Here is a 24,653-nt window from a genome sequence, read left to right as displayed (position 1 = left end):
TAGCCCTTAAGCTAGATTGGTGTTAGTGGAATCATCTGGAAAGCTGAGCGATACAGGGTGATAGCCCCGTACACGACAACACCTTTATAGTGAAAACGAGTAGGACGGGACACGTGGTTATCCTGTTTGAAGATGGGGGGACCATCCTCCAAGGCTAAATACTCCTGACTGACCGATAGTGAACCAGTACCGTGAGGGAAAGGCGAAAAGAACCTCTGTAAGAGGAGTGAAATAGAACCTGAAACCGTGTACGTACAAGCAGTGGGAGCCCACTTTGTTGGGTGACTGCGTACCTTTTGTATAATGGGTCAGCGACTTACATTCTGTAGCGAGGTTAACCGAATAGGGGAGCCGTAGGGAAACCGAGTCTTAACTGGGCGAAATAGTTTGCAGGGTGTAGACCCGAAACCGGGCGATCTAGCCATGAGCAGGTTGAAGATTGGGTAACACTAATTGGAGGACCGAACCCACTACTGTTGAAAAAGTAGGGGATGACTTGTGGCTTGGGAGTGAAAGGCTAATCAAGCTCGGAGATATCTGGTTCTCCTCGAAAGCTATTTAGGTAGCGCCTCGAGCGAATACCACCGGGGGTAGAGCACTGTTTGGGCTAGGGGGTCATCCCGACTTACCAACCCCATGCAAACTCCGAATACCGGTGAGTACTACTCGGGAGACACACGGCGGGTGCTAACGTCCGTCGTGAAAAGGGAAACAACCCAGACCGCCAGCTAAGGTCCCAAAGTGATGATTAAGTGGAAAACGATGTGGGAAGGCATAGACAGCTAGGAGGTTGGCTTAGAAGCAGCCACCCTTTAAAGAAAGCGTAATAGCTCACTAGTCGAGTCGGCCTGCGCGGAAGATGTAACGGGGCTAAAATCATCCACCGAAGCTGCGGATTCACACTATGTGTGAGTGGTAGAGGAGCGTTCTGTAAGCCTGCGAAGGTGTGCCGGGAGGCATGCTGGAGGTATCAGAAGTGCGAATGCTGACATGAGTAACGATAAGGGGAGTGAAAAACTTCCCCGCCGAAAGACCAAGGGTTCCTATCCCATGCTAATCAGGGTAGGGTGAGTCGGCCCCTAAGGCGAGGCTGAAAGGCGTAGTCGATGGGAAACGGGTTAATATTCCCGTACCGGCCAATACTGCGATGGGGGGACGGAGAAAGCTAGGCAAGCGCGGCGTTGGTAGTCCGCGTGAAAGTGCGTAGGTTGGAGAGGTAGGTAAATCCGCTTCTCTAAGACTGAGACACGAGACGAGTCACTACGGTGACGAAGTTGCTGACGCTCTGCTTCCAGGAAAAGCCTCTAAGCTTCAGGTATTGGTGACCGTACCCTAAACCGACACAGGTGGTCAGGTAGAGCATACCAAGGCGCTTGAGAGAACTCGGCTGAAGGAACTAGGCAAAATAGTACCGTAACTTCGGGAGAAGGTACGCTCTTGTGTGTGAAGGCCTTGCGCTGTAAGCATATGAGAGTCGCAGTGACCAGCTGGCTGCAACTGTTTATTAAAAACACAGCACTCTGCAAACACGTAAGTGGACGTATAGGGTGTGACACCTGCCCGGTGCCGGAAGGTTAATTGATGGGGTTAGCGCAAGCGAAGCTCTTGATCGAAGCCCCGGTAAACGGCGGCCGTAACTATAACGGTCCTAAGGTAGCGAAATTCCTTGTCGGGTAAGTTCCGACCTGCACGAATGGTGTAATGATGGCCAGGCTGTCTCCAGCCGAGACTCAGTGAAATTGAAATTGCGGTGAAGATGCCGTATACCCGCGGCTAGACGGAAAGACCCCGTGAACCTTTACTATAGCTTGGCACTGAACATTGACCCTACATGTGTAGGATAGGTGGGAGGCTTTGAAGCTGGGACGCTAGTCCTGGTGGAGCCGTCCTTGAAATACCACCCTTGTATGTTTGATGTTCTAACGTAGGTCCCTGAATCGGGATTGCGGACAGTGTCTGGTGGGTAGTTTGACTGGGGCGGTCTCCTCCTAAAGCGTAACGGAGGAGCACGAAGGTTGGCTAAGTACGGTCGGACATCGTACGGTTAGTGTAATGGTAGAAGCCAGCTTAACTGCGAGACAGACACGTCGAGCAGGTACGAAAGTAGGTCATAGTGATCCGGTGGTTCTGTATGGAAGGGCCATCGCTCAACGGATAAAAGGTACTCCGGGGATAACAGGCTGATACCGCCCAAGAGTTCATATCGACGGCGGTGTTTGGCACCTCGATGTCGGCTCATCACATCCTGGGGCTGAAGTCGGTCCCAAGGGTATGGCTGTTCGCCATTTAAAGTGGTACGCGAGCTGGGTTTAGAACGTCGTGAGACAGTTCGGTCCCTATCTGCCGTGGGCGTTGGATAATTGAGTGGAGTTGCTCCTAGTACGAGAGGACCGGAGTGAACGAACCGCTGGTGTTCGGGTTGTCATGCCAATGGCACTGCCCGGTAGCTATGTTCGGAACGGATAACCGCTGAAAGCATCTAAGCGGGAAGCCGGCCACAAGATGAGTTATCCCTTACCCCTAGAGGGTACTAAAGGGTCGTTGGAGACCACAACGTTGATAGGTGAGGTGTGGAAGCGCTGCGAGGCGTTGAGCTAACTCATACTAATTGCCCGAGAGGCTTAACCATACAACGCCCAAGATGTTTTAAAGAAAGAATACAGTGTGCGAACTAGAAGCTTGCTAAGTAATGGCAACGGTTTTTATCAAATCCTATCCTGGATTTGACCCGCAAGCGGGCCGCACTAAAGTGCGTTAAAAACTGTTCCCGACAGTTTTTTGCCTGGTGGCAATAGCGCTGTGGAACCACCTGATTCCATTCCGAACTCAGAAGTGAAACGCAGCTGCGACGATGGTAGTGTGGCATTCGCCATGCGAGAGTAGTACACCGCCAGGCACCTCATAAAGCCAAAGAGCCCACTCAGTCGAGTGGGCTTTTTGCTTTATCCGCTACGCGGGTGTACTACACTCGCATGGCAGCCACAGCGCTGCGCTGGTGGCATTGTGCAGGCCTTCCTTGGCCTGCATCGCTTCACGACCTGCCTGCGGCAGTCCAACTTCGTTCCTGACGAAGTTGTCGCCATGCTTTATCGCACTTCGACCAAACTGCCTCTGCACAAAGCGCCAAGCTAAACGAGTACACCACACTCAGACTCCGGTACGCCCGCCGTACCGGAGTCATTCTGCGATAGTGATAGACAAGATTAAGCCAAACCCCACCAAAGACTTATCACAGCGAGCGATATCCGTGCCATCAATGACACGCCGCACTACGACTACGCACGCCCTGCACGAAGCGCCAAACTAAACGAGTACACCACACCCAGACTCCGGTACGCCCGCCGTACCGGAGTCATCCTGCGATAGTGATAAAAAAGACTAACCAAGGAATACAAGAAGTTACTAACAGAGAGCTAGCTGTCGCCGACTTTGCATAAACGACAAAGATCCGCAGCAGTAACTATTTGCGGATCAAATTGCCATTAAGATCAAAAGTCCATTCGGCAGGGCCAAGCTCTGCAAGCAATGCCGATACCTCTGTTAATGGCCTGGCGGCGATAAATTGCTTTTGGGTATCGAGAAAGATCAGCCATTCACTGGCTTGTTTGGCGATATCCTGTTCATTAAATTGGCTATGCATACCCATATAGACTGGCATGACGCTACGCCAGCCCTGTTCCAGCCGGAAGATGTAACGACTCTGATAGTCGGGATGCAGAAAATTGGCCTGCTCGATCGCATTTAGTTGGCTGCGGTCGAATACCCGGGCGATGGCAACACTGCTGGAGCGTTGCAAATAACCGCGTAATAGCAGCAACTGCTGTGCGCTTGCAGCTTCGTTCTGGTTAGCAGTTAAACTGCTTGCCAGTGGTTCGGCAATCTCCAATGCAAACAGTTGTAACTCGTACTGATCCAGATTCTCACGATAGCGGTTAAATTCATCACAGCTACCAGCTTGCAGAGGGTCACGCGGTTGTAGGCGTTGCCAGTCACCGGCTTGTCGGCTGGCGAACAGGAAATTCTGATATGGCAGCTGCAGTTTGGCCTCGATCGCCGAGCGTAACAGCTGCAAATCCGGTAAACCGGCCTGACGGTAGTCGCGTTGTGATTGGCATGCTTCATATTGCACGCTTAGCACGCTATGAGCTTGCTGCGCTGCCAAGGCGGCCTGGAGCAGGCTGCGCTCGGACTGGCTAAGGTGTTCCAGGCTCGGCTGACTGGTGGCAAGTAACAACGATAACAGACTAAGCATAAGGTCTCCGCAAATTTTCCTGACTGTACCAGCTTTCGGCAGCCAGCCCCACTATTTCTGCGCTGTTTAATGATGTTTGGCGACGCTTTGCTGCATCAGTTTAATAATGGCGGCTTTACCGGCGAGTTGAAACCGCTTGGCAAGCAGTGACCAGGGCTGTCTTTGCCAGCAACGGGCGATAAAGACGGCAGTTGCCAGCGGATCTAACTGTAACCGGTGCTGGTTAAACCAATAGACCAGCAAGGTTGCCACCAGTTCATAAGGTCGTTGCCCGTTGGCAAACAAGCTAAGTTGCTGTCGCTCAAAAGGGCTAAGGATACGCAGTGGCGGTTTAACCAGCTGCAGCATTAATGCAGGTTGCAGATCCGACGGGTATTCGCTGAGCTCCAGATACAGTTGCTGCGAGAAATGTTCAGCCAGACGGCTGACCGTAGCAGTGTCACCCTGTAAGGCTTTACATACCAGTACCGAAGGTTCGGCGCTGGCTTTATCCAGTTGTTGACCGAGGCGGATTGGCAAAAAAGCATTGCGCTGCCAAAAACCTAATAAGCTCGGCGTGGCGCCAAAGCTACTACCAAGATAATGATAACCACGGCGGCTAAGTTCATCACTGACCAATTGCAGTAGCTGGCTACCCAGCCCAAGCTGTTGTAAGCCGGGCACTATGGCGATGCGCATAATGCGCGCTAGTTTTAGGCACGCCAATCCGGGCTCGGCAAGATGAAAGGCCAGACTTTGCGCCAGCAGATGCCCCTGTACCCGCCGCTTGCCCTGATAGATCTGCTCTGCCAGTTCGGCGCTAAACTCGCCTTCGCTGCTAAGCAACATACAGCCAAGTAATTGGCCGTTTTGCTCCAGCGTATACACCGCGAGAGCAGCGTTTTCTAATAACGCCAGTAAATCTTTAACCTGGGTTTGATAGTGGGCAAAGCTGAGCAAAGCAAAGACCTGCTGCAGCTTTTCCGGCTCGACCAGCCAGTCGTGATGTTGATAATGCTTTAACAGCACAGCTTGAGTACTGTCGTATGCAGGCTCGGGCAAGTCCAGTTTTAACAGAAAGCTGTGCCGGATTAACTGCTCCAGCGGATCCTGCGCTTGATAACGGATTGGCTCGGTTAAGCGTAGCTGCCGCCAGTCAGGACATTGTTGCGCTAAATAAGGCTGAAACCTTAACTGAAAACCCCGGCCTGTGCCTTCGTAACCATGCTCGGTGCTGGCAAACACCAAGCGGCTATAGTGATTAACCAGCTGTTGTAATTGCGGGGCCGGCAGGGCTGCAGCTTCATCCACCAGCACCAGATCAGCGACTGGCAGCTCAGCCAATAACTGGTCAATCGCGATAAATTGCAGGACATTTTGCTGCGCTTGCTGGACCTGGTTGGCGAAGTGCGCAAGAGCAACACTGGCCTGAAGCTGGGAGGGGGCCGTGATCAGGATACGCTGTTTTCCCTGCTTAGCCAGCTCTGCTGCGGCCAGCCCCAGTGCAGCCGACTTACCACAGCCGCGATCGGCGGTTAATACCAGCGGGCGACGGCGATGACCTGTTACTACCTTTACAATAGCCGCCACGGCTGTCTGCTGCCCGGCAGTTTTAAAAGGCGGCTGACACTCAGCCGCCACGGCTAGCGGGGGAAAAGTGGGTTGTTGCAGGATCTGAATATCGCCATCCGCTGTAAGTTGGGCGTGCAACAGATTGGCTTGTTGCAAAGTATTGCGCCAAAAAGCAGTAAAGCCTTGCGCGCCGGCCTGCGGCGTCAGTGGGTAGGATAATAACGGCTGATGGTCCGGATTGGGCTGTGCCAGCCAACTGTCGGTAGGCGGTGTCAGCAGCAGCCACAAGCCACCCGCTTTTAGGGCGCCACTGGCAGCGGCGATCTGATCGCCGTTAAAGCCGCTACAGGCGTTAATCACCAGCCAGTCACATTCGGTGCCCAGCAACTGATGCGCTTTCGCCTGCTTAAGCGCTGTGCACTGCTCCGGAGCCTCACTCCCCAGCCACCAACAACGCTCTGGCGCAAACTGCGCCAGCAGTTGTTTGGCAAGGTGCAATAAGGCGGCAGGCTCACCTTGCAGCCATACTGGCAGCCGTACCCGCTGTGCAGCGGCCTGCTGTAACAACTGGCCGAGCTGCTGCAGTCGCATTTAGATCGCTTCCAGCCGGGCATATGCGGTCATCAGCCATTTGCTGCCCAACTGATCAAAGTTGACCTGAATGCGCGATTGCGGGCCGCTGCCTTCGTAATTCAGGACAGTGCCTTCGCCAAATTTTTCATGCAGCACCCGTTGCCCGAGCTTAAAGCCGGTGTTTTCAAAGGCGCTGTGGCTGGCGGCACCGCTAAAGCGGTTATTAACCAGCGGCCGGCTAACCTGCGTGGTTAAACGGATTTCTTCGACACACTCGGCCGGCAACTCGCGTAAGAAGCGCGACGGTTTCGGATATTGTTCCTGGCCGTATAAACGGCGGCTTTGGGCATGGCATAAATACAACTTTTGCATAGCGCGGGTCATGCCGACATAACAAAGGCGTCGCTCTTCCTCCAGCCTAATCGGGTCATCGCCACTTTGCTGGCTGGGGAACAGACCTTCCTCGAGGCCACACACAAATACTAACGGGAATTCCAGACCTTTGGCGGTGTGCAACGTCATCAGCTGCACCGCATCGGAATGCTCTTCCGCCTGATATTCACCCGCTTCCAGCGCCGCCTGAGATAAAAACGCCGACAGCGGGCTCATTTCTTCCAGCAGTGGGCTGTCGAAGTTCTGGCAGGCGGTGATCAGCTCGTTTAAGTTTTCTATACGGGTTTGGGCTTTCTCACCTTTTTCCGCCTGATACATGGCATAGAGCCCGGATTGTTTGATCACATGTTCAGCCTGCTCGTGCAGTGGCAGCTCGGTCAGCTCAGCATCCAACTGGCCAATTAACTGCATAAATTGCGCGATGGCATTCGCCGCACGGCCACTAAGCTGCTTTTCCTGCAACAGTTGCTCTAATGCCTGCCATAGCGTCTGCCCCTGCGCGCGCGCTTGCTGCCGTACTTTATCCAGGGTGGTATCACCGATACCGCGGGCCGGTGTATTGATAATCCGCTCCAGCGCCGCGTCATCCTGACGGTTGTTAATCAGCCGCAGATAAGACAGCGCATCTTTAATTTCCTGCCGTTCATAGAAGCGCAGGCCGCCATAGATACGATAGTGTAAACCATCCTGAATTAACGCCTCTTCCAACACCCGTGACTGGGCGTTATTGCGATACAGAATGGCAGTATCGGTGAGCGGATTACCCTTGTTATGCCAGTCGCGGATACGGCTGACGATAAAGCGGGCTTCATCCAGCTCGTTAAAGGCGGTATACAGCGAAATACTTTCGCCTTCGCTACCGTCGGTCCACAGATCTTTGCCAAGCCGGCTTTGGTTATTGCTGATCACCGCATTGGCAGCTTTCAAAATTGTTGCAGTGGAGCGGTAGTTTTGCTCCAGGCGGATGGTATCCGCCCCGTCAAAATCTTTTAAAAACTGCTGGATATTTTCAACGCGGGCGCCGCGCCAACCGTAGATCGACTGATCATCGTCACCGACAATCATTACCTTAGCACTGCTGCCGGCCAGCAATCGCAGCCACTGGTATTGAATGGCGTTGGTATCCTGAAACTCATCGACCAGAATATGGCGGAAACGCTGCTGATAGTGGCCGCGCACCTCGGCATTCTGCTTTAACAGCTCAAAGCTGCGCAGCAAGATTTCGGCAAAATCGACCAGACCGGCGCGATCACACATTTCCTGATACGCGGCATAGATCTTAATCATTTGCGCCAGGCTGTAATCACCACCGGCGTCCAGCATACCCGGGCGTTGGCCTTCATCTTTACGGGCATTGATAAACCACTGCAGCTGTTTGGCTGGCCAGTGCTTTTCATCCAGATTCAGCGCTTTTAATACCCGCTTCACCAGCCGTAACTGGTCGTCAGAATCGATGATCTGAAAGCCTTGCGGTAAACCGGCTTCCTGATAATGGGCGCGCAGCATACGGTGTGACAGGCCATGAAAGGTACCCATCCACAGATTATTCAGGCTGACGCCAATGGTGCTTTCAATCCGGGCGCGCATTTCCTGCGCCGCTTTATTGGTAAAGGTTACGGCCAGCAAACTGTAGGGCGCAACCCGCTCTACCTGCATTAACCAGGCTAAGCGATGCACCAGCACCCGGGTTTTACCACTACCGGCCCCGGCCAGTACCAGCATATGTTGCGGGGGGGCCGCTACCGCATCGCGTTGTTTATCATTTAGCCCGTCCAGCAGGTAAGAAACATCCATTAGTTGGCCTCGTTTACTTAGTATCGGGGCATTATAACAGCCAGCAGCGGGGCGCCAAGTCAGAGGGGTGATTTAGTGGATAAATAACCAGTTACTATCTTCCTGAGATGTTTTAGAAAGCCTTTATCCAAATAGGGTAATAGGTGTACAGATCGTGCGCCTTGTGAGGGGGTATTTATATGATAGGTTCAAGTTGTTAGTTTTTTGGCAAATAAAGAATACAAACACCTTGTTGCGTTGGCCAACTAAAATGGTATGAATGGAAATTTAAAGGAGTAAATTAATGCAAGGTTTAAATGGATGGCAGAGAATCTACTTTGTCATCGTTGTTACCTGGCTAAGTTATTTGGCTTATATTGCATATTCCCAGTTTACTGTTGCCGAAAGCAGCATTGCTGAACTACAAGCAACAGTAGAGCGTTATCAAAAGGCGCAGCAAGATACGATAGTCTCTGATGATGGAGGGGTATTTGAACAAATTCTTGTTGGTTCACCTTTAAGCCCGGAACAATGGTTGGCTCACTACCAAGCGCAACTTACTCAAGTTACCGAGGCTAAGCGACAAAATCTGATTTTTATCTTGGTATTAGCGACATTACCACCGCTATTAATCTATCTGATACTCAGCTGGATTGTGGCCGGTTTTCGTCAACATAAACCACGTGCTAGTTAGCATCCAGAAGGGCGGCAAGCTGTGCCAGCGCTGTCAGGCGCAGATGCGGCAGGATAGTGACCGGCTGCTGTAGGTGATCCAACCAGGCGGCCTGGCAACCGGCATTTAGCGCGCCCATCACATCGGCACGGTGGCTGTCGCCGATATGCAGAATATGCTGTGGCGCGGTTTGTAACCGGTTGGCGGCGGTAAGAAATAAATCGGCGTAGGGTTTCATTCGGCCATCCGGGCCGGCTTGCAGACTAAACTCAAATAACTCGCCTAAGCCCATTTTCTGAATACAGGCATTGCCATTGGTGATCGCAACCAGTTGATAACGGCTGGCCAGCGCCGTTAGCAGCGCTTTGACTTCCGGCTTGATCTTGATATTGGTGCGTTCCTGCCAGAATGCGGTATAAGCCAGTTCGGCAATCTCGCCTGCCTCACACTGGCTTAAGCCTAAACTGACTAAGCCGGCTTCAATACCCAGTAGACGCCAACGGCCTAAATCATGGCGGATCTCCGGTGTGGCCTTAGCCAGTAAACGGCGCTGCTGCCACCAAAAATCACTGTCGTAACCGCGGGTGATCGGGGCATGCTGTGCCAGACTGTGCAGCATGGCAGCTTCGGCGGCGGCAATTACTGGTTTATTGTCGTACAGGGTATCGTCTAAATCGAAAGACAATACCGAAATAGGTTGTAAGGCTTTAAATAATTGCATTATTTCTTCCTGGCCCTTGGATGGGCGCTATCATAAACCTTGGCCAGATGCTGAAAATCCAGGTGGGTATACACCTGGGTGGTGCTGAGATTGGCATGGCCCAATAGCTCTTGTACGCCGCGCAGGTCGCCACTGGATTGCAATAAGTGGCTGGCAAAAGAGTGACGTAGCATATGCGGATGTAACTGTTGCCCCAAGCCTTGTTGTTTAGCCCAGTGTAAAACCCGTTCTCTGACCTGGCGCGGTGAAATACGCTGCCGCTCGATACTTAAGAACAGTGCCTGTTGATCGGCGGCTGGCGTATCTGCATCTAACAGCGCCGGGCGCTGCACCAGCCATTCGCGCAGCGCCGAGCGCGCCATCCGGCCAACCGGTAACTGGCGTTGCTTATTGCCCTTACCGGTAACCCGCACTAAGGCTTCGCTCAGTTGTAAATCCGGCAAATTCAGTGCAACCAGCTCGGTCAGCCGCAAGCCGGAAGAATAAAACAGCTCCAGCATCGCTTTATCGCGGCAGGCCAGAATATCGTCGTGGCTGTCAAAGCTCAGCAACTGGCTGATTTGTTCAATTTCCAGCTGTTTGGGCAGGGTTTTGTCCGGTTTTGGCAGCTTGAGATAATCGGCCGGGTTCTGGCTTAACCACTGCTGGCTGATACCGTAGCGGTAAAAACTGCGCAGTGCTGAGGCCGCCAGACTCAGTGAGCGGGCACTGAGGCCGCTTTTGCGGAAGCGTAAAAACTGTCGTTGCAATTGTTGTTCACTGAGCACAAACCAGCTGGCTGCTTCAGCATGCAGCGCAAGGCCCAGTTTTGTCAGTTGCTGCTGATAGCTGCTCAGCGTTTGCGGGCTATAGCCACGTTCGTGCTTCAGGTAGTTGAGAAACTGCTGCACCGGTTCAGCCCAGTGCAGCGGTAGCTCAGGCGTTGACATAAGCAGGCAGCACCAGTGCCAGTAAGGTCACCAGGTGGCGCAGGAATAAGACATCCATCTCGGGCTGGAAATGATCATCCAGCTCGCTGCCAAAGGCCAGGATCGCCAGTGGCGTGTCTTGCTGGTCAATCCGCAGCAAGGCCACTGAATGCACCTTGGCCGGGAAGATATCATGCTGTTCTTCTTTATTCAGCCGGCCCAGATATACCGGCTGTTGTTGCAGACGACGGCTTAGCAGCAGCTGATAAGGGCTCAGATCCGCACCTGGCTGTTCCAGCCCGAGCAAACGGCAATATTTCACCTGCGGCATAGCATCGGCAAAGGCCTGTAATGCCTGTTGCACATCAGTGAGGCTCTTGGCCTGATGCACCGCGATATGCAAGGCATTTAACGCCAGAAAAATATGTTCGTTCTGGCGGGCTACCGACATTAAACGGGTAATATCTTCCTGTAACAGGTGGATTTTTTCGCGTTGCAGCTCCAGCTGGCGCTCGACCAGCGATACGGTGCCGCGTTGCTGATGCGGCAGGCGCAACAATGGCAGCAGCTCCGGATAATGCTGGAAGAAGTCCGGGTGTTGTTGCAGATAATCAGCCACTACCGAAGCAGCAACCAGTTCCTGGCTTTTTATCAGGGTGTCGGTCATAACGTCAATTGTCCATCAAAAACATGTTCAGCCGGGCCGGTCATTTTTACCGGTTGGCCAGGTCCATTCCAGCGGATCTGCAGGCTACCGCCCGGTAAATCCACCCGTACTTGTTGCGCGAGTTTCTTTTGTAACTGGCCAACCACCACTGCCGCGCAGGCACCGGTGCCACAGGCCAGCGTTTCGCCGGCTCCGCGCTCCCATACCCGCAGTTTAATATGCTGCGGATTGAGCACCTGCATAAAGCCGATATTGGCTTTTTCCGGAAACCGCTCGTGCAACTCCAGCTCCGGTCCCAGGGTACGCACAGGCGCCGTATCGAGATCCGGCACGTCCAGCACCGCATGCGGATTACCCATCGACACCACACCGCAGAATACGGTTTGCTGTTCGCTCAGTAAAATATAGGTCGCTTCCTGCTTTTGTGCTTTAAAAGGCACCCGCGCCGGTTCCAGTTGTGGTACGCCCATATTGACGGTCACCTGACCATCCTGCTCGACATAAAGCGTGATCTTGCCAGACTTGGTGCTGACATTGATCTTGGTTTTATTGGTCAGGCCACGGTAGCGCACAAATTTCGCAAAGCAACGGGCACCATTGCCGCATTGCTCAACCTCGGAGCCGTCGGCATTAAAAATGCGGTAGTGAAAGTCCAGATCCGGATCATAAGGCGGTTCGACCATTAACAGCTGATCAAAACCAATGCCGAAATTGCGATCGGCCAGCTGCTTGATCTGCTCCTTGGTCAGGAAAATGTTCTGGCTGACGGCATCTACCATCATAAAATCATTGCCCAGACCGTGCATCTTGCTGAAGTTAAGTAACATAGCGCCCTTAAGATTAACTGCTGATCACCTGCTCACCACGCCACAGATCCTGCCATTGTTCACGCTGGCGGATCAGATGACAGTGCTGGCCGTCTACCATCACTTCAGCGGCGCGCGGCCGGCTGTTGTAGTTAGAACTCATGGTAAAACCATAGGCGCCAGCAGAGCGAACTGCCAGTAAATCACCTTCGGCAATCGCCAATTCCCGATCTTTACCGAGGAAGTCGCCGGTTTCGCACACCGGGCCCACCACATCATAGTTTTGTCGTGGCAAGCTGTTATTCAGTACCACCGGCACGATATTCATCCAGGCGCTGTACAAAGCCGGCCGGATTAAATCATTCATCGCTGCATCAACAATGGCAAAGTGCTTTTCCTGACCAGGCTTTAAAAACTCGACTTTAGTCAGCAGGATACCGGCATTGGCCATAATGGCCCGGCCCGGCTCCATAATCAGCTCCAGCTGTGGATAGGCTTTTAAACGTTCCACCACCTTGCTGATAGTAGTCGGCCGGCGACGGTGTCCTGCTGGCAGCGGATATTTACCGCGCGGCACGTGAATTGAGCCATATCGAACTGGTCGGTGTCGACTGCCACATCGGTTCACAACTGACCGAAACCCAACCCTTCCTTGATGCGCTGGAAAAACTGCTGGCCCTGATTGAAGCCCTGAAAGCGGATGGTATTGAGCTGAAGCATATCGATATCGGTGGCGGCCTGGGCGTGACCTATGATCAGGAGGTGCCACCGTCGCCGGCCGACTATATCAGCAAGGTGGTGGAACGTTTAAAAGCCTATCCACAGCTGGAGCTGATTATGGAGCCGGGCCGGGCCATTATGGCCAATGCCGGTATCCTGCTGACTAAAGTCGAGTTTTTAAAGCCTGGTCAGGAAAAGCACTTTGCCATTGTTGATGCAGCGATGAATGATTTAATCCGGCCGGCTTTGTACAGCGCCTGGATGAATATCGTGCCGGTGGTACTGAATAACAGCTTGCCACGACAAAACTATGATGTGGTGGGCCCGGTGTGCGAAACCGGCGACTTCCTCGGTAAAGATCGGGAATTGGCGATTGCCGAAGGTGATTTACTGGCAGTTCGCTCTGCTGGCGCCTATGGTTTTACCATGAGTTCTAACTACAACAGCCGGCCGCGCGCCGCTGAAGTGATGGTAGACGGCCAGCACTGTCATCTGATCCGCCAGCGTGAACAATGGCAGGATCTGTGGCGTGGTGAGCAGGTGATCAGCAGTTAATCTTAAGGGCGCTATGTTACTTAACTTCAGCAAGATGCACGGTCTGGGCAATGATTTTATGATGGTAGATGCCGTCAGCCAGAACATTTTCCTGACCAAGGAGCAGATCAAGCAGCTGGCCGATCGCAATTTCGGCATTGGTTTTGATCAGCTGTTAATGGTCGAACCGCCTTATGATCCGGATCTGGACTTTCACTACCGCATTTTTAATGCCGACGGCTCCGAGGTTGAGCAATGCGGCAATGGTGCCCGTTGCTTTGCGAAATTTGTGCGCTACCGTGGCCTGACCAATAAAACCAAGATCAATGTCAGCACCAAGTCTGGCAAGATCACGCTTTATGTCGAGCAGGATGGTCAGGTGACCGTCAATATGGGCGTACCACAACTGGAACCGGCGCGGGTGCCTTTTAAAGCACAAAAGCAGGAAGCGACCTATATTTTACTGAGCGAACAGCAAACCGTATTCTGCGGTGTGGTGTCGATGGGTAATCCGCATGCGGTGCTGGACGTGCCGGATCTCGATACGGCGCCTGTGCGTACCCTGGGACCGGAGCTGGAGTTGCACGAGCGGTTTCCGGAAAAAGCCAATATCGGCTTTATGCAGGTGCTCAATCCGCAGCATATTAAACTGCGGGTATGGGAGCGCGGAGCCGGCGAAACGCTGGCCTGTGGCACCGGTGCCTGCGCGGCAGTGGTGGTTGGCCAGTTACAAAAGAAACTCGCGCAACAAGTACGGGTGGATTTACCGGGCGGTAGCCTGCAGATCCGCTGGAATGGACCTGGCCAACCGGTAAAAATGACCGGCCCGGCTGAACATGTTTTTGATGGACAATTGACGTTATGACCGACACCCTGATAAAAAGCCAGGAACTGGTTGCTGCTTCGGTAGTGGCTGATTATCTGCAACAACACCCGGACTTCTTCCAGCATTATCCGGAGCTGCTGCCATTGTTGCGCCTGCCGCATCAGCAACGCGGCACCGTATCGCTGGTCGAGCGCCAGCTGGAGCTGCAACGCGAAAAAATCCACCTGTTACAGGAAGATATTACCCGTTTAATGTCGGTAGCCGCCAGAACGAACATATTTTTCTGGCGTTAAATGCCTTGCATATCGCGGTGCATCAGGCCAAGAGCCTCACTGATGTGCAACAGGCATTACAGGCCTTTGCCGATGCTATGCCGCAGGTGAAATATTGCCGTTTGCTCGGGCTGGAACAGCCAGGTGCGGATCTGAGCCCTTATCAGCTGCTGCTAAGCCGTCGTCTGCAACAACAGCCGGTATATCTGGGCCGGCTGAATAAAGAAGAACAGCATGATATCTTCCCGGCCAAGGTGCATTCAGTGGCCTTGCTGCGGATTGACCAGCAAGACACGCCACTGGCGATCCTGGCCTTTGGCAGCGAGCTGGATGATCATTTCCAGCCCGAGATGGATGTCTTATTCCTGCGCCACCTGGTGACCTTACTGGCACTGGTGCTGCCTGCTTATGTCAACGCCTGAGCTACCGCTGCACTGGGCTGAACCGGTGCAGCAGTTTCTCAACTACCTGAAGCACGAACGTGGCTATAGCCCGCAAACGCTGAGCAGCTATCAGCAGCAACTGACAAAACTGGGCCTTGCGCTGCATGCTGAAGCAGCCAGCTGGTTTGTGCTCAGTGAACAACAATTGCAACGACAGTTTTTACGCTTCCGCAAAAGCGGCCTCAGTGCCCGCTCACTGAGTCTGGCGGCCTCAGCACTGCGCAGTTTTTACCGCTACGGTATCAGCCAGCAGTGGTTAAGCCAGAACCCGGCCGATTATCTCAAGCTGCCAAAACCGGACAAAACCCTGCCCAAACAGCTGGAAATTGAACAAATCAGCCAGTTGCTGAGCTTTGACAGCCACGACGATATTCTGGCCTGCCGCGATAAAGCGATGCTGGAGCTGTTTTATTCTTCCGGCTTGCGGCTGACCGAGCTGGTTGCACTGAATTTGCCGGATTTACAACTGAGCGAAGCCTTAGTGCGGGTTACCGGTAAGGGCAATAAGCAACGCCAGTTACCGGTTGGCCGGATGGCGCGCTCGGCGCTGCGCGAATGGCTGGTGCAGCGCCCGGCGCTGTTAGATGCAGATACGCCAGCCGCCGATCAACAGGCACTGTTCTTAAGTATCGAGCGGCAGCGTATTTCACCGCGCCAGGTCAGAGAACGGGTTTTACACTGGGCTAAACAACAAGGCTTGGGGCAACAGTTACATCCGCATATGCTACGTCACTCTTTTGCCAGCCACTTATTGCAATCCAGTGGCGACCTGCGCGGCGTACAAGAGCTATTGGGCCATGCCAATCTCAGCACCACCCAGGTGTATACCCACCTGGATTTTCAGCATCTGGCCAAGGTTTATGATAGCGCCCATCCAAGGGCCAGGAAGAAATAATGCAATTATTTAAAGCCTTACAACCTATTTCGGTATTGTCTTTCGATTTAGACGATACCCTGTACGACAATAAACCAGTAATTGCCGCCGCCGAAGCTGCCATGCTGCACAGTCTGGCACAGCATGCCCCGATCACCCGCGGTTACGACAGTGATTTTTGGTGGCAGCAGCGCCGTTTACTGGCTAAGGCCACACCGGAGATCCGCCATGATTTAGGCCGTTGGCGTCTACTGGGTATTGAAGCCGGCTTAGTCAGTTTAGGCTTAAGCCAGTGTGAGGCAGGCGAGATTGCCGAACTGGCTTATACCGCATTCTGGCAGGAACGCACCAATATCAAGATCAAGCCGGAAGTCAAAGCGCTGCTAACGGCGCTGGCCAGCCGTTATCAACTGGTTGCGATCACCAATGGCAATGCCTGTATTCAGAAAATGGGCTTAGGCGAGTTATTTGAGTTTAGTCTGCAAGCCGGCCCGGATGGCCGAATGAAACCCTACGCCGATTTATTTCTTACCGCCGCCAACCGGTTACAAACCGCGCCACAGCATATTCTGCATATCGGCGACAGCCACCGTGCCGATGTGATGGGCGCGCTAAATGCCGGTTGCCAGGCCGCCTGGTTGGATCACCTACAGCAGCCGGTCACTATCCTGCCGCATCTGCGCCTGACAGCGCTGGCACAGCTTGCCGCCCTTCTGGATGCTAACTAGCACGTGGTTTATGTTGACGAAAACCGGCCACAATCCAGCTGAGTATCAGATAGATTAATAGCGGTGGTAATGTCGCTAATACCAAGATAAAAATCAGATTTTGTCGCTTAGCCTCGGTAACTTGAGTAAGTTGCGCTTGGTAGTGAGCCAACCATTGTTCCGGGCTTAAAGGTGAACCAACAAGAATTTGTTCAAATACCCCTCCATCATCAGAGACTATCGTATCTTGCTGCGCCTTTTGATAACGCTCTACTGTTGCTTGTAGTTCAGCAATGCTGCTTTCGGCAACAGTAAACTGGGAATATGCAATATAAGCCAAATAACTTAGCCAGGTAACAACGATGACAAAGTAGATTCTCTGCCATCCATTTAAACCTTGCATTAATTTACTCCTTTAAATTTCCATTCATACCATTTTAGTTGGCCAACGCAACAAGGTGTTTGTATTCTTTATTTGCCAAAAAACTAACAACTTGAACCTATCATATAAATACCCCCCTCACAAGGCGCACGATCTGTACACCTATTACCCTATTTGGATAAAGGCTTTCTAAAACATCTCAGGAAGATAGTAACTGGTTATTTATCCACTAAATCACCCCTCTGACTTGGCGCCCCGCTGCTGGCTGTTATAATGCCCCGATACTAAGTAAACGAGGCCAACTAATGGATGTTTCTTACCTGCTGGACGGGCTAAATGATAAACAACGCGATGCGGTAGCGGCCCCCCCGCAACATATGCTGGTACTGGCCGGGGCCGGTAGTGGTAAAACCCGGGTGCTGGTGCATCGCTTAGCCTGGTTAATGCAGGTAGAGCGGGTTGCGCCCTACAGTTTGCTGGCCGTAACCTTTACCAATAAAGCGGCGCAGGAAATGCGCGCCCGGATTGAAAGCACCATTGGCGTCAGCCTGAATAATCTGTGGATGGGTACCTTTCATGGCCTGTCACACCGTATGCTGCGCGCCCATTATCAGGAAGCCGGTTTACCGCAAGGCTTTCAGATCATCGATTCTGACGACCAGTTACGGCTGGTGAAGCGGGTATTAAAAGCGCTGAATCTGGATGAAAAGCACTGGCCAGCCAAACAGCTGCAGTGGTTTATCAATGCCCGTAAAGATGAAGGCCAACGCCCGGGTATGCTGGACGCCGGTGGTGATTACAGCCTGGCGCAAATGATTAAGATCTATGCCGCGTATCAGGAAATGTGTGATCGCGCCGGTCTGGTCGATTTTGCCGAAATCTTGCTGCGCAGCTTTGAGCTGTTAAAGCAGAATGCCGAGGTGCGCGGCCACTATCAGCAGCGTTTCCGCCATATTCTGGTCGATGAGTTTCAGGATACCAACGCCATTCAATACCAGTGGCTGCGATTGCTGGCCGGCAGCAGTGCTAAGGTAATGATTGTCGGTGACGATGATCAGTCGATCTACGGTTGGCGCGGCGCCCGCGTTGAAAATATCCAGCAGTTTTTAAAAGATTTTGACGGGGCGGATACCATCCGCCTGGAGCAAAACTACCGCTCCACTGCAACAATTTTGAAAGCTGCCAATGCGGTGATCAGCAATAACCAAAGCCGGCTTGGCAAAGATCTGTGGACCGACGGTAGCGAAGGCGAAAGTATTTCGCTGTATACCGCCTTTAACGAGCTGGATGAAGCCCGCTTTATCGTCAGCCGTATCCGCGACTGGCATAACAAGGGTAATCCGCTCACCGATACTGCCATTCTGTATCGCAATAACGCCCAGTCACGGGTGTTGGAAGAGGCGTTAATTCAGGATGGTTTACACTATCGTATCTATGGCGGCCTGCGCTTCTATGAACGGCAGGAAATTAAAGATGCGCTGTCTTATCTGCGGCTGATTAACAACCGTCAGGATGACGCGGCGCTGGAGCGGATTATCAATACACCGGCCCGCGGTATCGGTGATACCACCCTGGATAAAGTACGGCAGCAAGCGCGCGCGCAGGGGCAGACGCTATGGCAGGCATTAGAGCAACTGTTGCAGGAAAAGCAGCTTAGTGGCCGTGCGGCGAATGCCATCGCGCAATTTATGCAGTTAATTGGCCAGTTGGATGCTGAGCTGACCGAGCTGCCACTGCACGAGCAGGCTGAACATGTGATCAAACAATCCGGGCTCTATGCCATGTATCAGGCGGAAAAAGGTGAGAAAGCCCAAACCCGTATAGAAAACTTAAACGAGCTGATCACCGCCTGCCAGAACTTCGACAGCCCACTGCTGGAAGAAATGAGCCCGCTGTCGGCGTTTTTATCTCAGGCGGCGCTGGAAGCGGGTGAATATCAGGCGGAAGAGCATTCCGATGCGGTGCAGCTGATGACGTTGCACACCGCCAAAGGTCTGGAATTCCCGTTAGTATTTGTGTGTGGCCTCGAGGAAGGTCTGTTCCCCAGCCAGCAAAGTGGCGATGACCCGATTAGGCTGGAGGAAGAGCGACGCCTTTGTTATGTCGGCATGACCCGCGCTATGCAAAAGTTGTATTTATGCCATGCCCAAAGCCGCCGTTTATACGGCCAGGAACAATATCCGAAACCGTCGCGCTTCTTACGCGAGTTGCCGGCCGAGTGTGTCGAAGAAATCCGTTTAACCACGCAGGTTAGCCGGCCGCTGGTTAATAACCGCTTTAGCGGTGCCGCCAGCCACAGCGCCTTTGAAAACACCGGCTTTAAGCTCGGGCAACGGGTGCTGCATGAAAAATTTGGCGAAGGCACTGTCCTGAATTACGAAGGCAGCGGCCCGCAATCGCGCATTCAGGTCAACTTTGATCAGTTGGGCAGCAAATGGCTGATGACCGCATATGCCCGGCTGGAAGCGATCTAAATGCGACTGCAGCAGCTCGGCCAGTTGTTACAGCAGGCCGCTGCACAGCGGGTACGGCTGCCAGTATGGCTGCAAGGTGAGCCTGCCGCCTTATTGCACCTTGCCAAACAACTGCTGGCGCAGTTTGCGCCAGAGCGTTGTTGGTGGCTGGGGAGTGAGGCTCCGGAGCAGTGCACAGCGCTTAAGCAGGCGAAAGCGCATCAGTTGCTGGGCACCGAATGTGACTGGCTGGTGATTAACGCCTGTAGCGGCTTTAACGGCGATCAGATCGCCGCTGCCAGTGGCGCCCTAAAAGCGGGTGGCTTGTGGCTGCTGCTGACACCGCCTACCGACAGTTGGCTGGCACAGCCCAATCCGGACCATCAGCCGTTATTATCCTACCCACTGACGCCGCAGGCCGGCGCGCAAGGCTTTACTGCTTTTTGGCGCAATACTTTGCAACAAGCCAATCTGTTGCACGCCCAACTTACAGCGGATGGCGATATTCAGATCCTGCAACAACCCACTTTTCCCCCGCTAGCCGTGGCGGCTGAGTGTCAGCCGCCTTTTAAAACTGCCGGGCAGCAGACAGCCGTGGCGGCTATTGTAAAGGTAGTAACAGGTCATCGCCGTCGCCCGCTGGTATTAACCGCCGATCGCGGCTGTGGTAAGTCGGCTGCACTGGGGCTGGCCGCAGCAGAGCTGGCTAAGCAGGGAAAACAGCGTATCCTGATCACGGCCCCCTCCCAGCTTCAGGCCAGTGTTGCTCTTGCGCACTTCGCCAACCAGGTCCAGCAAGCGCAGCAAAATGTCCTGCAATTTATCGCGATTGACCAGTTATTGGCTGAGCTGCCAGTCGCTGATCTGGTGCTGGTGGATGAAGCTGCAGCCCTGCCGGCCCCGCAATTACAACAGCTGGTTAATCACTATAGCCGCTTGGTGTTTGCCAGCACCGAGCATGGTTACGAAGGCACAGGCCGGGGTTTTCAGTTAAGGTTTCAGCCTTATTTAGCGCAACAATGTCCTGACTGGCGGCAGCTACGCTTAACCGAGCCAATCCGTTATCAAGCGCAGGATCCGCTGGAGCAGTTAATCCGGCACAGCTTTCTGTTAAAACTGGACTTGCCCGAGCCTGCATACGACAGTACTCAAGCTGTGCTGTTAAAGCATTATCAACATCACGACTGGCTGGTCGAGCCGGAAAAGCTGCAGCAGGTCTTTGCTTTGCTCAGCTTTGCCCACTATCAAACCCAGGTTAAAGATTTACTGGCGTTATTAGAAAACGCTGCTCTCGCGGTGTATACGCTGGAGCAAAACGGCCAATTACTTGGCTGTATGTTGCTTAGCAGCGAAGGCGAGTTTAGCGCCGAACTGGCAGAGCAGATCTATCAGGGCAAGCGGCGGGTACAGGGGCATCTGCTGGCGCAAAGTCTGGCCTTTCATCTTGCCGAGCCCGGATTGGCGTGCCTAAAACTAGCGCGCATTATGCGCATCGCCATAGTGCCCGGCTTACAACAGCTTGGGCTGGGTAGCCAGCTACTGCAATTGGTCAGTGATGAACTTAGCCGCCGTGGTTATCATTATCTTGGTAGTAGCTTTGGCGCCACGCCGAGCTTATTAGGTTTTTGGCAGCGCAATGCTTTTTTGCCAATCCGCCTCGGTCAACAACTGGATAAAGCCAGCGCCGAACCTTCGGTACTGGTATGTAAAGCCTTACAGGGTGACACTGCTACGGTCAGCCGTCTGGCTGAACATTTCTCGCAGCAACTGTATCTGGAGCTCAGCGAATACCCGTCGGATCTGCAACCTGCATTAATGCTGCAGCTGGTTAAACCGCCACTGCGTATCCTTAGCCCTTTTGAGCGACAGCAACTTAGCTTGTTTGCCAACGGGCAACGACCTTATGAACTGGTGGCAACCTTGCTGGTCTATTGGTTTAACCAGCACCGGTTACAGTTAGATCCGCTGGCAACTGCCGTCTTTATCGCCCGTTGCTGGCAAAGACAGCCCTGGTCACTGCTTGCCAAGCGGTTTCAACTCGCCGGTAAAGCCGCCATTATTAAACTGATGCAGCAAAGCGTCGCCAAACATCATTAAACAGCGCAGAAATAGTGGGGCTGGCTGCCGAAAGCTGGTACAGTCAGGAAAATTTGCGGAGACCTTATGCTTAGTCTGTTATCGTTGTTACTTGCCACCAGTCAGCCGAGCCTGGAACACCTTAGCCAGTCCGAGCGCAGCCTGCTCCAGGCCGCCTTGGCAGCGCAGCAAGCTCATAGCGTGCTAAGCGTGCAATATGAAGCATGCCAATCACAACGCGACTACCGTCAGGCCGGTTTACCGGATTTGCAGCTGTTACGCTCGGCGATCGAGGCCAAACTGCAGCTGCCATATCAGAATTTCCTGTTCGCCAGCCGACAAGCCGGTGACTGGCAACGCCTACAACCGCGTGACCCTCTGCAAGCTGGTAGCTGTGATGAATTTAACCGCTATCGTGAGAATCTGGATCAGTACGAGTTACAACTGTTTGCATTGGAGATTGCCGAACCACTGGCAAGCAGTTTAACTGCTAACCAGAACGAAGCTGCAAGCGCACAGCAGTTGCTGCTATTACGCGGTTATTTGCAACGCTCCAGCAGTGTTGCCATCGCCCGGGTATTCGACCGCAGCCAACTAAATGCGATCGAGCAGGCCAATTTTCTGCATCCCGACTATCAGAGTCGTTACATCTTCCGGCTGGAACAGGGCTGGCGTAGCGTCATGCCAGTCTATATGGGTATGCATAGCCAATTTAATGAACAGGATATCGCCAAACAAGCCAGTGAATGGCTGATCTTTCTCGATACCCAAAAGCAATTTATCGCCGCCAGGCCATTAACAGAGGTATCGGCATTGCTTGCAGAGCTTGGCCCTGCCGAATGGACTTTTGATCTTAATGGCAATTTGATCCGCAAATAGTTACTGCTGCGGATCTTTGTCGTTTATGCAAAGTCGGCGACAGCTAGCTCTCTGTTAGTAACTTCTTGTATTCCTTGGTTAGTCTTTTTTATCACTATCGCAGGATGACTCCGGTACGGCGGGCGTACCGGAGTCTGGGTGTGGTGTACTCGTTTAGTTTGGCGCTTCGTGCAGGGCGTGCGTAGTCGTAGTGCGGCGTGTCATTGATGGCACGGATATCGCTCGCTGTGATAAGTCTTTGGTGGGGTTTGGCTTAATCTTGTCTATCACTATCGCAGAATGACTCCGGTACGGCGGGCGTACCGGAGTCTGAGTGTGGTGTACTCGTTTAGCTTGGCGCTTTGTGCAGAGGCAGTTTGGTCGAAGTGCGATAAAGCATGGCGACAACTTCGTCAGGAACGAAGTTGGACTGCCGCAGGCAGGTCGTGAAGCGATGCAGGCCAAGGAAGGCCTGCACAATGCCACCAGCGCAGCGCTGTGGCTGCCATGCGAGTGTAGTACACCCGCGTAGCGGATAAAGCAAAAAGCCCACTCGACTGAGTGGGCTCTTTGGCTTTATGAGGTGCCTGGCGGTGTACTACTCTCGCATGGCGAATGCCACACTACCATCGTCGCAGCTGCGTTTCACTTCTGAGTTCGGAATGGAATCAGGTGGTTCCACAGCGCTATTGCCACCAGGCAAAAAACTGTCGGGAACAGTTTTTAACGCACTTTAGTGCGGCCCGCTTGCGGGTCAAATCCAGGATAGGATTTGATAAAAACCGTTGCCATTACTTAGCAAGCTTCTAGTTCGCACACTGTATTCTTTCTTTAAAACATCTTGGGCGTTGTATGGTTAAGCCTCTCGGGCAATTAGTATGAGTTAGCTCAACGCCTCGCAGCGCTTCCACACCTCACCTATCAACGTTGTGGTCTCCAACGACCCTTTAGTACCCTCTAGGGGTAAGGGATAACTCATCTTGTGGCCGGCTTCCCGCTTAGATGCTTTCAGCGGTTATCCGTTCCGAACATAGCTACCGGGCAGTGCCATTGGCATGACAACCCGAACACCAGCGGTTCGTTCACTCCGGTCCTCTCGTACTAGGAGCAACTCCACTCAATTATCCAACGCCCACGGCAGATAGGGACCGAACTGTCTCACGACGTTCTAAACCCAGCTCGCGTACCACTTTAAATGGCGAACAGCCATACCCTTGGGACCGACTTCAGCCCCAGGATGTGATGAGCCGACATCGAGGTGCCAAACACCGCCGTCGATATGAACTCTTGGGCGGTATCAGCCTGTTATCCCCGGAGTACCTTTTATCCGTTGAGCGATGGCCCTTCCATACAGAACCACCGGATCACTATGACCTACTTTCGTACCTGCTCGACGTGTCTGTCTCGCAGTTAAGCTGGCTTCTACCATTACACTAACCGTACGATGTCCGACCGTACTTAGCCAACCTTCGTGCTCCTCCGTTACGCTTTAGGAGGAGACCGCCCCAGTCAAACTACCCACCAGACACTGTCCGCAATCCCGATTCAGGGACCTACGTTAGAACATCAAACATACAAGGGTGGTATTTCAAGGACGGCTCCACCAGGACTAGCGTCCCAGCTTCAAAGCCTCCCACCTATCCTACACATGTAGGGTCAATGTTCAGTGCCAAGCTATAGTAAAGGTTCACGGGGTCTTTCCGTCTAGCCGCGGGTATACGGCATCTTCACCGCAATTTCAATTTCACTGAGTCTCGGCTGGAGACAGCCTGGCCATCATTACACCATTCGTGCAGGTCGGAACTTACCCGACAAGGAATTTCGCTACCTTAGGACCGTTATAGTTACGGCCGCCGTTTACCGGGGCTTCGATCAAGAGCTTCGCTTGCGCTAACCCCATCAATTAACCTTCCGGCACCGGGCAGGTGTCACACCCTATACGTCCACTTACGTGTTTGCAGAGTGCTGTGTTTTTAATAAACAGTTGCAGCCAGCTGGTCACTGCGACTCTCATATGCTTACAGCGCAAGGCCTTCACACACAAGAGCGTACCTTCTCCCGAAGTTACGGTACTATTTTGCCTAGTTCCTTCAGCCGAGTTCTCTCAAGCGCCTTGGTATGCTCTACCTGACCACCTGTGTCGGTTTAGGGTACGGTCACCAATACCTGAAGCTTAGAGGCTTTTCCTGGA

Annotated in this window: 15 protein-coding genes, 4 rRNA genes and 3 pseudogenes (1 of these 22 only partly in view); 11 read left to right on the top strand and 11 right to left on the bottom strand. The window is 53.1% G+C overall.

Going from position 1 to position 24,653, the window contains the following annotated elements:
- Both H1D31_RS17240 and rrf (H1D31_RS17235) read left to right on the top strand, forming a co-directional pair.
- Positions 1-2,629: ribosomal RNA gene (locus H1D31_RS17240) — 23S ribosomal RNA — on the top strand; the annotation flags it as partial.
- A 152-nt stretch (positions 2,630-2,781) separates the two neighbouring features.
- Positions 2,782-2,896 (top strand): 5S ribosomal RNA (gene rrf / locus H1D31_RS17235).
- 564 nt (positions 2,897-3,460) lie between these two features.
- Here rrf (H1D31_RS17235) and H1D31_RS17230 read toward each other — a convergent pair.
- The 3 genes from H1D31_RS17230 to uvrD (H1D31_RS17220) form a co-directional block, all read right to left on the bottom strand.
- Positions 3,461-4,252, bottom strand: a complete 792-nt coding sequence (locus tag H1D31_RS17230; protein ID WP_261260054.1) for a hypothetical protein — start codon at positions 4,250-4,252, stop codon at positions 3,461-3,463.
- 66 nt (positions 4,253-4,318) lie between these two features.
- Positions 4,319-6,394, bottom strand: coding sequence for a GNAT family N-acetyltransferase (locus H1D31_RS17225; RefSeq protein ID WP_261260056.1), 2,076 nt, complete (start codon positions 6,392-6,394; stop codon positions 4,319-4,321).
- A complete protein-coding gene (uvrD, locus tag H1D31_RS17220; protein ID WP_261260058.1) occupies positions 6,395-8,563 on the bottom strand; it encodes a DNA helicase II in 2,169 nt (722 codons plus the stop codon).
- 283 nt (positions 8,564-8,846) lie between these two features.
- Between uvrD (H1D31_RS17220) and H1D31_RS17215 the strand changes: the two genes are divergently transcribed.
- Positions 8,847-9,236 carry a hypothetical protein gene (locus H1D31_RS17215; protein ID WP_261260060.1) on the top strand — a complete coding sequence of 130 codons (390 nt, stop codon included), beginning with the start codon at positions 8,847-8,849 and terminating at the stop codon, positions 9,234-9,236.
- Here the strand turns inward: H1D31_RS17215 and H1D31_RS17210 are convergent.
- From H1D31_RS17210 to H1D31_RS17190, 5 genes and pseudogenes are all read right to left on the bottom strand, one after another.
- Complete coding sequence (locus H1D31_RS17210) at positions 9,229-9,936, bottom strand: HAD-IA family hydrolase (RefSeq protein ID WP_261260063.1); 708 nt, start codon at positions 9,934-9,936, stop codon at positions 9,229-9,231. The genes H1D31_RS17215 and H1D31_RS17210 overlap by 8 nt on opposite strands.
- Complete coding sequence (gene xerC / locus H1D31_RS17205) at positions 9,936-10,865, bottom strand: tyrosine recombinase XerC (RefSeq protein WP_261260064.1); 930 nt, start codon at positions 10,863-10,865, stop codon at positions 9,936-9,938. Before xerC (H1D31_RS17205) ends, H1D31_RS17210 begins: the two co-directional genes overlap by 1 nt.
- Positions 10,852-11,511, bottom strand: a complete 660-nt coding sequence (locus tag H1D31_RS17200) for a DUF484 family protein (protein ID WP_008950641.1) — start codon at positions 11,509-11,511, stop codon at positions 10,852-10,854. The genes xerC (H1D31_RS17205) and H1D31_RS17200 overlap by 14 nt, the downstream gene beginning before the upstream one ends.
- The gene (gene dapF / locus H1D31_RS17195) at positions 11,508-12,338 is read right to left on the bottom strand and encodes a diaminopimelate epimerase (RefSeq protein WP_008609793.1); all 831 of its coding nucleotides are present in this window, start codon (positions 12,336-12,338) and stop codon (positions 11,508-11,510) included. The genes H1D31_RS17200 and dapF (H1D31_RS17195) overlap by 4 nt, the downstream gene beginning before the upstream one ends.
- Before the next feature lie 13 nt (positions 12,339-12,351).
- A pseudogene (locus H1D31_RS17190) lies at positions 12,352-12,837 on the bottom strand (diaminopimelate decarboxylase family protein); the annotation flags it as partial.
- 14 nt (positions 12,838-12,851) lie between these two features.
- On the opposite strand from H1D31_RS17190, the pseudogene lysA reads away from it, so the two are divergent.
- From lysA to H1D31_RS17160, 5 genes and pseudogenes are all read left to right on the top strand, one after another.
- Positions 12,852-13,592 (top strand): annotated as a pseudogene (lysA, locus tag H1D31_RS17185) (diaminopimelate decarboxylase); the annotation flags it as partial.
- Positions 13,593-13,605: 13 nt separating this feature from the next.
- Positions 13,606-14,436, top strand: coding sequence for a diaminopimelate epimerase (dapF, locus tag H1D31_RS17180; RefSeq protein WP_008609793.1), 831 nt, complete (start codon positions 13,606-13,608; stop codon positions 14,434-14,436).
- A pseudogene (locus tag H1D31_RS17365) lies at positions 14,433-15,091 on the top strand (DUF484 family protein). The gene dapF (H1D31_RS17180) and the pseudogene H1D31_RS17365 overlap by 4 nt, the downstream one beginning before the upstream one ends.
- Positions 15,078-16,007, top strand: a complete 930-nt coding sequence (gene xerC, locus H1D31_RS17165) for a tyrosine recombinase XerC (RefSeq protein ID WP_261260064.1) — start codon at positions 15,078-15,080, stop codon at positions 16,005-16,007. The pseudogene H1D31_RS17365 and the gene xerC (H1D31_RS17165) overlap by 14 nt, the downstream one beginning before the upstream one ends.
- Positions 16,007-16,714 (top strand): HAD-IA family hydrolase, encoded by a 708-nt coding sequence (locus tag H1D31_RS17160; RefSeq protein ID WP_261260063.1) that lies wholly within the window; start codon positions 16,007-16,009, stop codon positions 16,712-16,714. The genes xerC (H1D31_RS17165) and H1D31_RS17160 overlap by 1 nt, the downstream gene beginning before the upstream one ends.
- On the opposite strand, the gene H1D31_RS17155 is transcribed toward H1D31_RS17160, so the two are convergent.
- Positions 16,707-17,096 carry a hypothetical protein gene (locus H1D31_RS17155; protein ID WP_261260060.1) on the bottom strand — a complete coding sequence of 130 codons (390 nt, stop codon included), beginning with the start codon at positions 17,094-17,096 and terminating at the stop codon, positions 16,707-16,709. The two genes, H1D31_RS17160 and H1D31_RS17155, sit on opposite strands and share 8 nt — an antisense overlap.
- 284 nt (positions 17,097-17,380) lie before the next feature.
- Here H1D31_RS17155 and uvrD (H1D31_RS17150) point away from each other — a divergent pair, with 284 nt between their 5' ends.
- The 3 genes from uvrD (H1D31_RS17150) (at position 17,381) to H1D31_RS17140 (ending at position 22,483) form a co-directional block, all read left to right on the top strand.
- A complete protein-coding gene (gene uvrD, locus H1D31_RS17150; protein ID WP_261260058.1) occupies positions 17,381-19,549 on the top strand; it encodes a DNA helicase II in 2,169 nt (722 codons plus the stop codon).
- Positions 19,550-21,625, top strand: a complete 2,076-nt coding sequence (locus tag H1D31_RS17145) for a GNAT family N-acetyltransferase (protein ID WP_261260056.1) — start codon at positions 19,550-19,552, stop codon at positions 21,623-21,625. It begins immediately after the preceding gene.
- Between the two features lie 66 nt (positions 21,626-21,691).
- Positions 21,692-22,483: a hypothetical protein gene (locus H1D31_RS17140; RefSeq protein WP_261260054.1), complete on the top strand. Its 792-nt coding sequence runs from the start codon at positions 21,692-21,694 to the stop codon at positions 22,481-22,483.
- Between the two features lie 564 nt (positions 22,484-23,047).
- Here H1D31_RS17140 and rrf (H1D31_RS17135) read toward each other — a convergent pair.
- Positions 23,048-23,162: ribosomal RNA gene (gene rrf / locus H1D31_RS17135) — 5S ribosomal RNA — on the bottom strand.
- Positions 23,163-23,314: 152 nt separating this feature from the next.
- A 23S ribosomal RNA gene (locus H1D31_RS17130) occupies positions 23,315-24,653 on the bottom strand (it continues 1,547 nt past the right edge of the window).

The organism is Alishewanella sp. BS5-314 (assembly GCF_025377695.1).
GTDB classification, from domain to species: Bacteria; Pseudomonadota; Gammaproteobacteria; order Enterobacterales; family Alteromonadaceae; genus Alishewanella; species Alishewanella aestuarii.
Note: the sequence above shows the minus strand (reverse complement) of the source record. Positions and strands in the feature narration are given on the sequence as shown.

Coding starts and splice junctions, on each gene's coding strand:
- H1D31_RS17230 (WP_261260054.1), bottom strand. CDS start 4,252: ATGCTTAGTCTGTTATCGTTGTTACTTGCCACCAGTCAGCCGAGCCTG.
- H1D31_RS17225 (WP_261260056.1), bottom strand. CDS start 6,394: ATGCGACTGCAGCAGCTCGGCCAGTTGTTACAGCAGGCCGCTGCACAG.
- uvrD (WP_261260058.1), bottom strand. CDS start 8,563: ATGGATGTTTCTTACCTGCTGGACGGGCTAAATGATAAACAACGCGAT.
- H1D31_RS17215 (WP_261260060.1), top strand. CDS start 8,847: ATGCAAGGTTTAAATGGATGGCAGAGAATCTACTTTGTCATCGTTGTT.
- H1D31_RS17210 (WP_261260063.1), bottom strand. CDS start 9,936: ATGCAATTATTTAAAGCCTTACAACCTATTTCGGTATTGTCTTTCGAT.
- xerC (WP_261260064.1), bottom strand. CDS start 10,865: ATGTCAACGCCTGAGCTACCGCTGCACTGGGCTGAACCGGTGCAGCAG.
- H1D31_RS17200 (WP_008950641.1), bottom strand. CDS start 11,511: ATGACCGACACCCTGATAAAAAGCCAGGAACTGGTTGCTGCTTCGGTA.
- dapF (WP_008609793.1), bottom strand. CDS start 12,338: ATGTTACTTAACTTCAGCAAGATGCACGGTCTGGGCAATGATTTTATG.
- dapF (WP_008609793.1), top strand. CDS start 13,606: ATGTTACTTAACTTCAGCAAGATGCACGGTCTGGGCAATGATTTTATG.
- xerC (WP_261260064.1), top strand. CDS start 15,078: ATGTCAACGCCTGAGCTACCGCTGCACTGGGCTGAACCGGTGCAGCAG.
- H1D31_RS17160 (WP_261260063.1), top strand. CDS start 16,007: ATGCAATTATTTAAAGCCTTACAACCTATTTCGGTATTGTCTTTCGAT.
- H1D31_RS17155 (WP_261260060.1), bottom strand. CDS start 17,096: ATGCAAGGTTTAAATGGATGGCAGAGAATCTACTTTGTCATCGTTGTT.
- uvrD (WP_261260058.1), top strand. CDS start 17,381: ATGGATGTTTCTTACCTGCTGGACGGGCTAAATGATAAACAACGCGAT.
- H1D31_RS17145 (WP_261260056.1), top strand. CDS start 19,550: ATGCGACTGCAGCAGCTCGGCCAGTTGTTACAGCAGGCCGCTGCACAG.
- H1D31_RS17140 (WP_261260054.1), top strand. CDS start 21,692: ATGCTTAGTCTGTTATCGTTGTTACTTGCCACCAGTCAGCCGAGCCTG.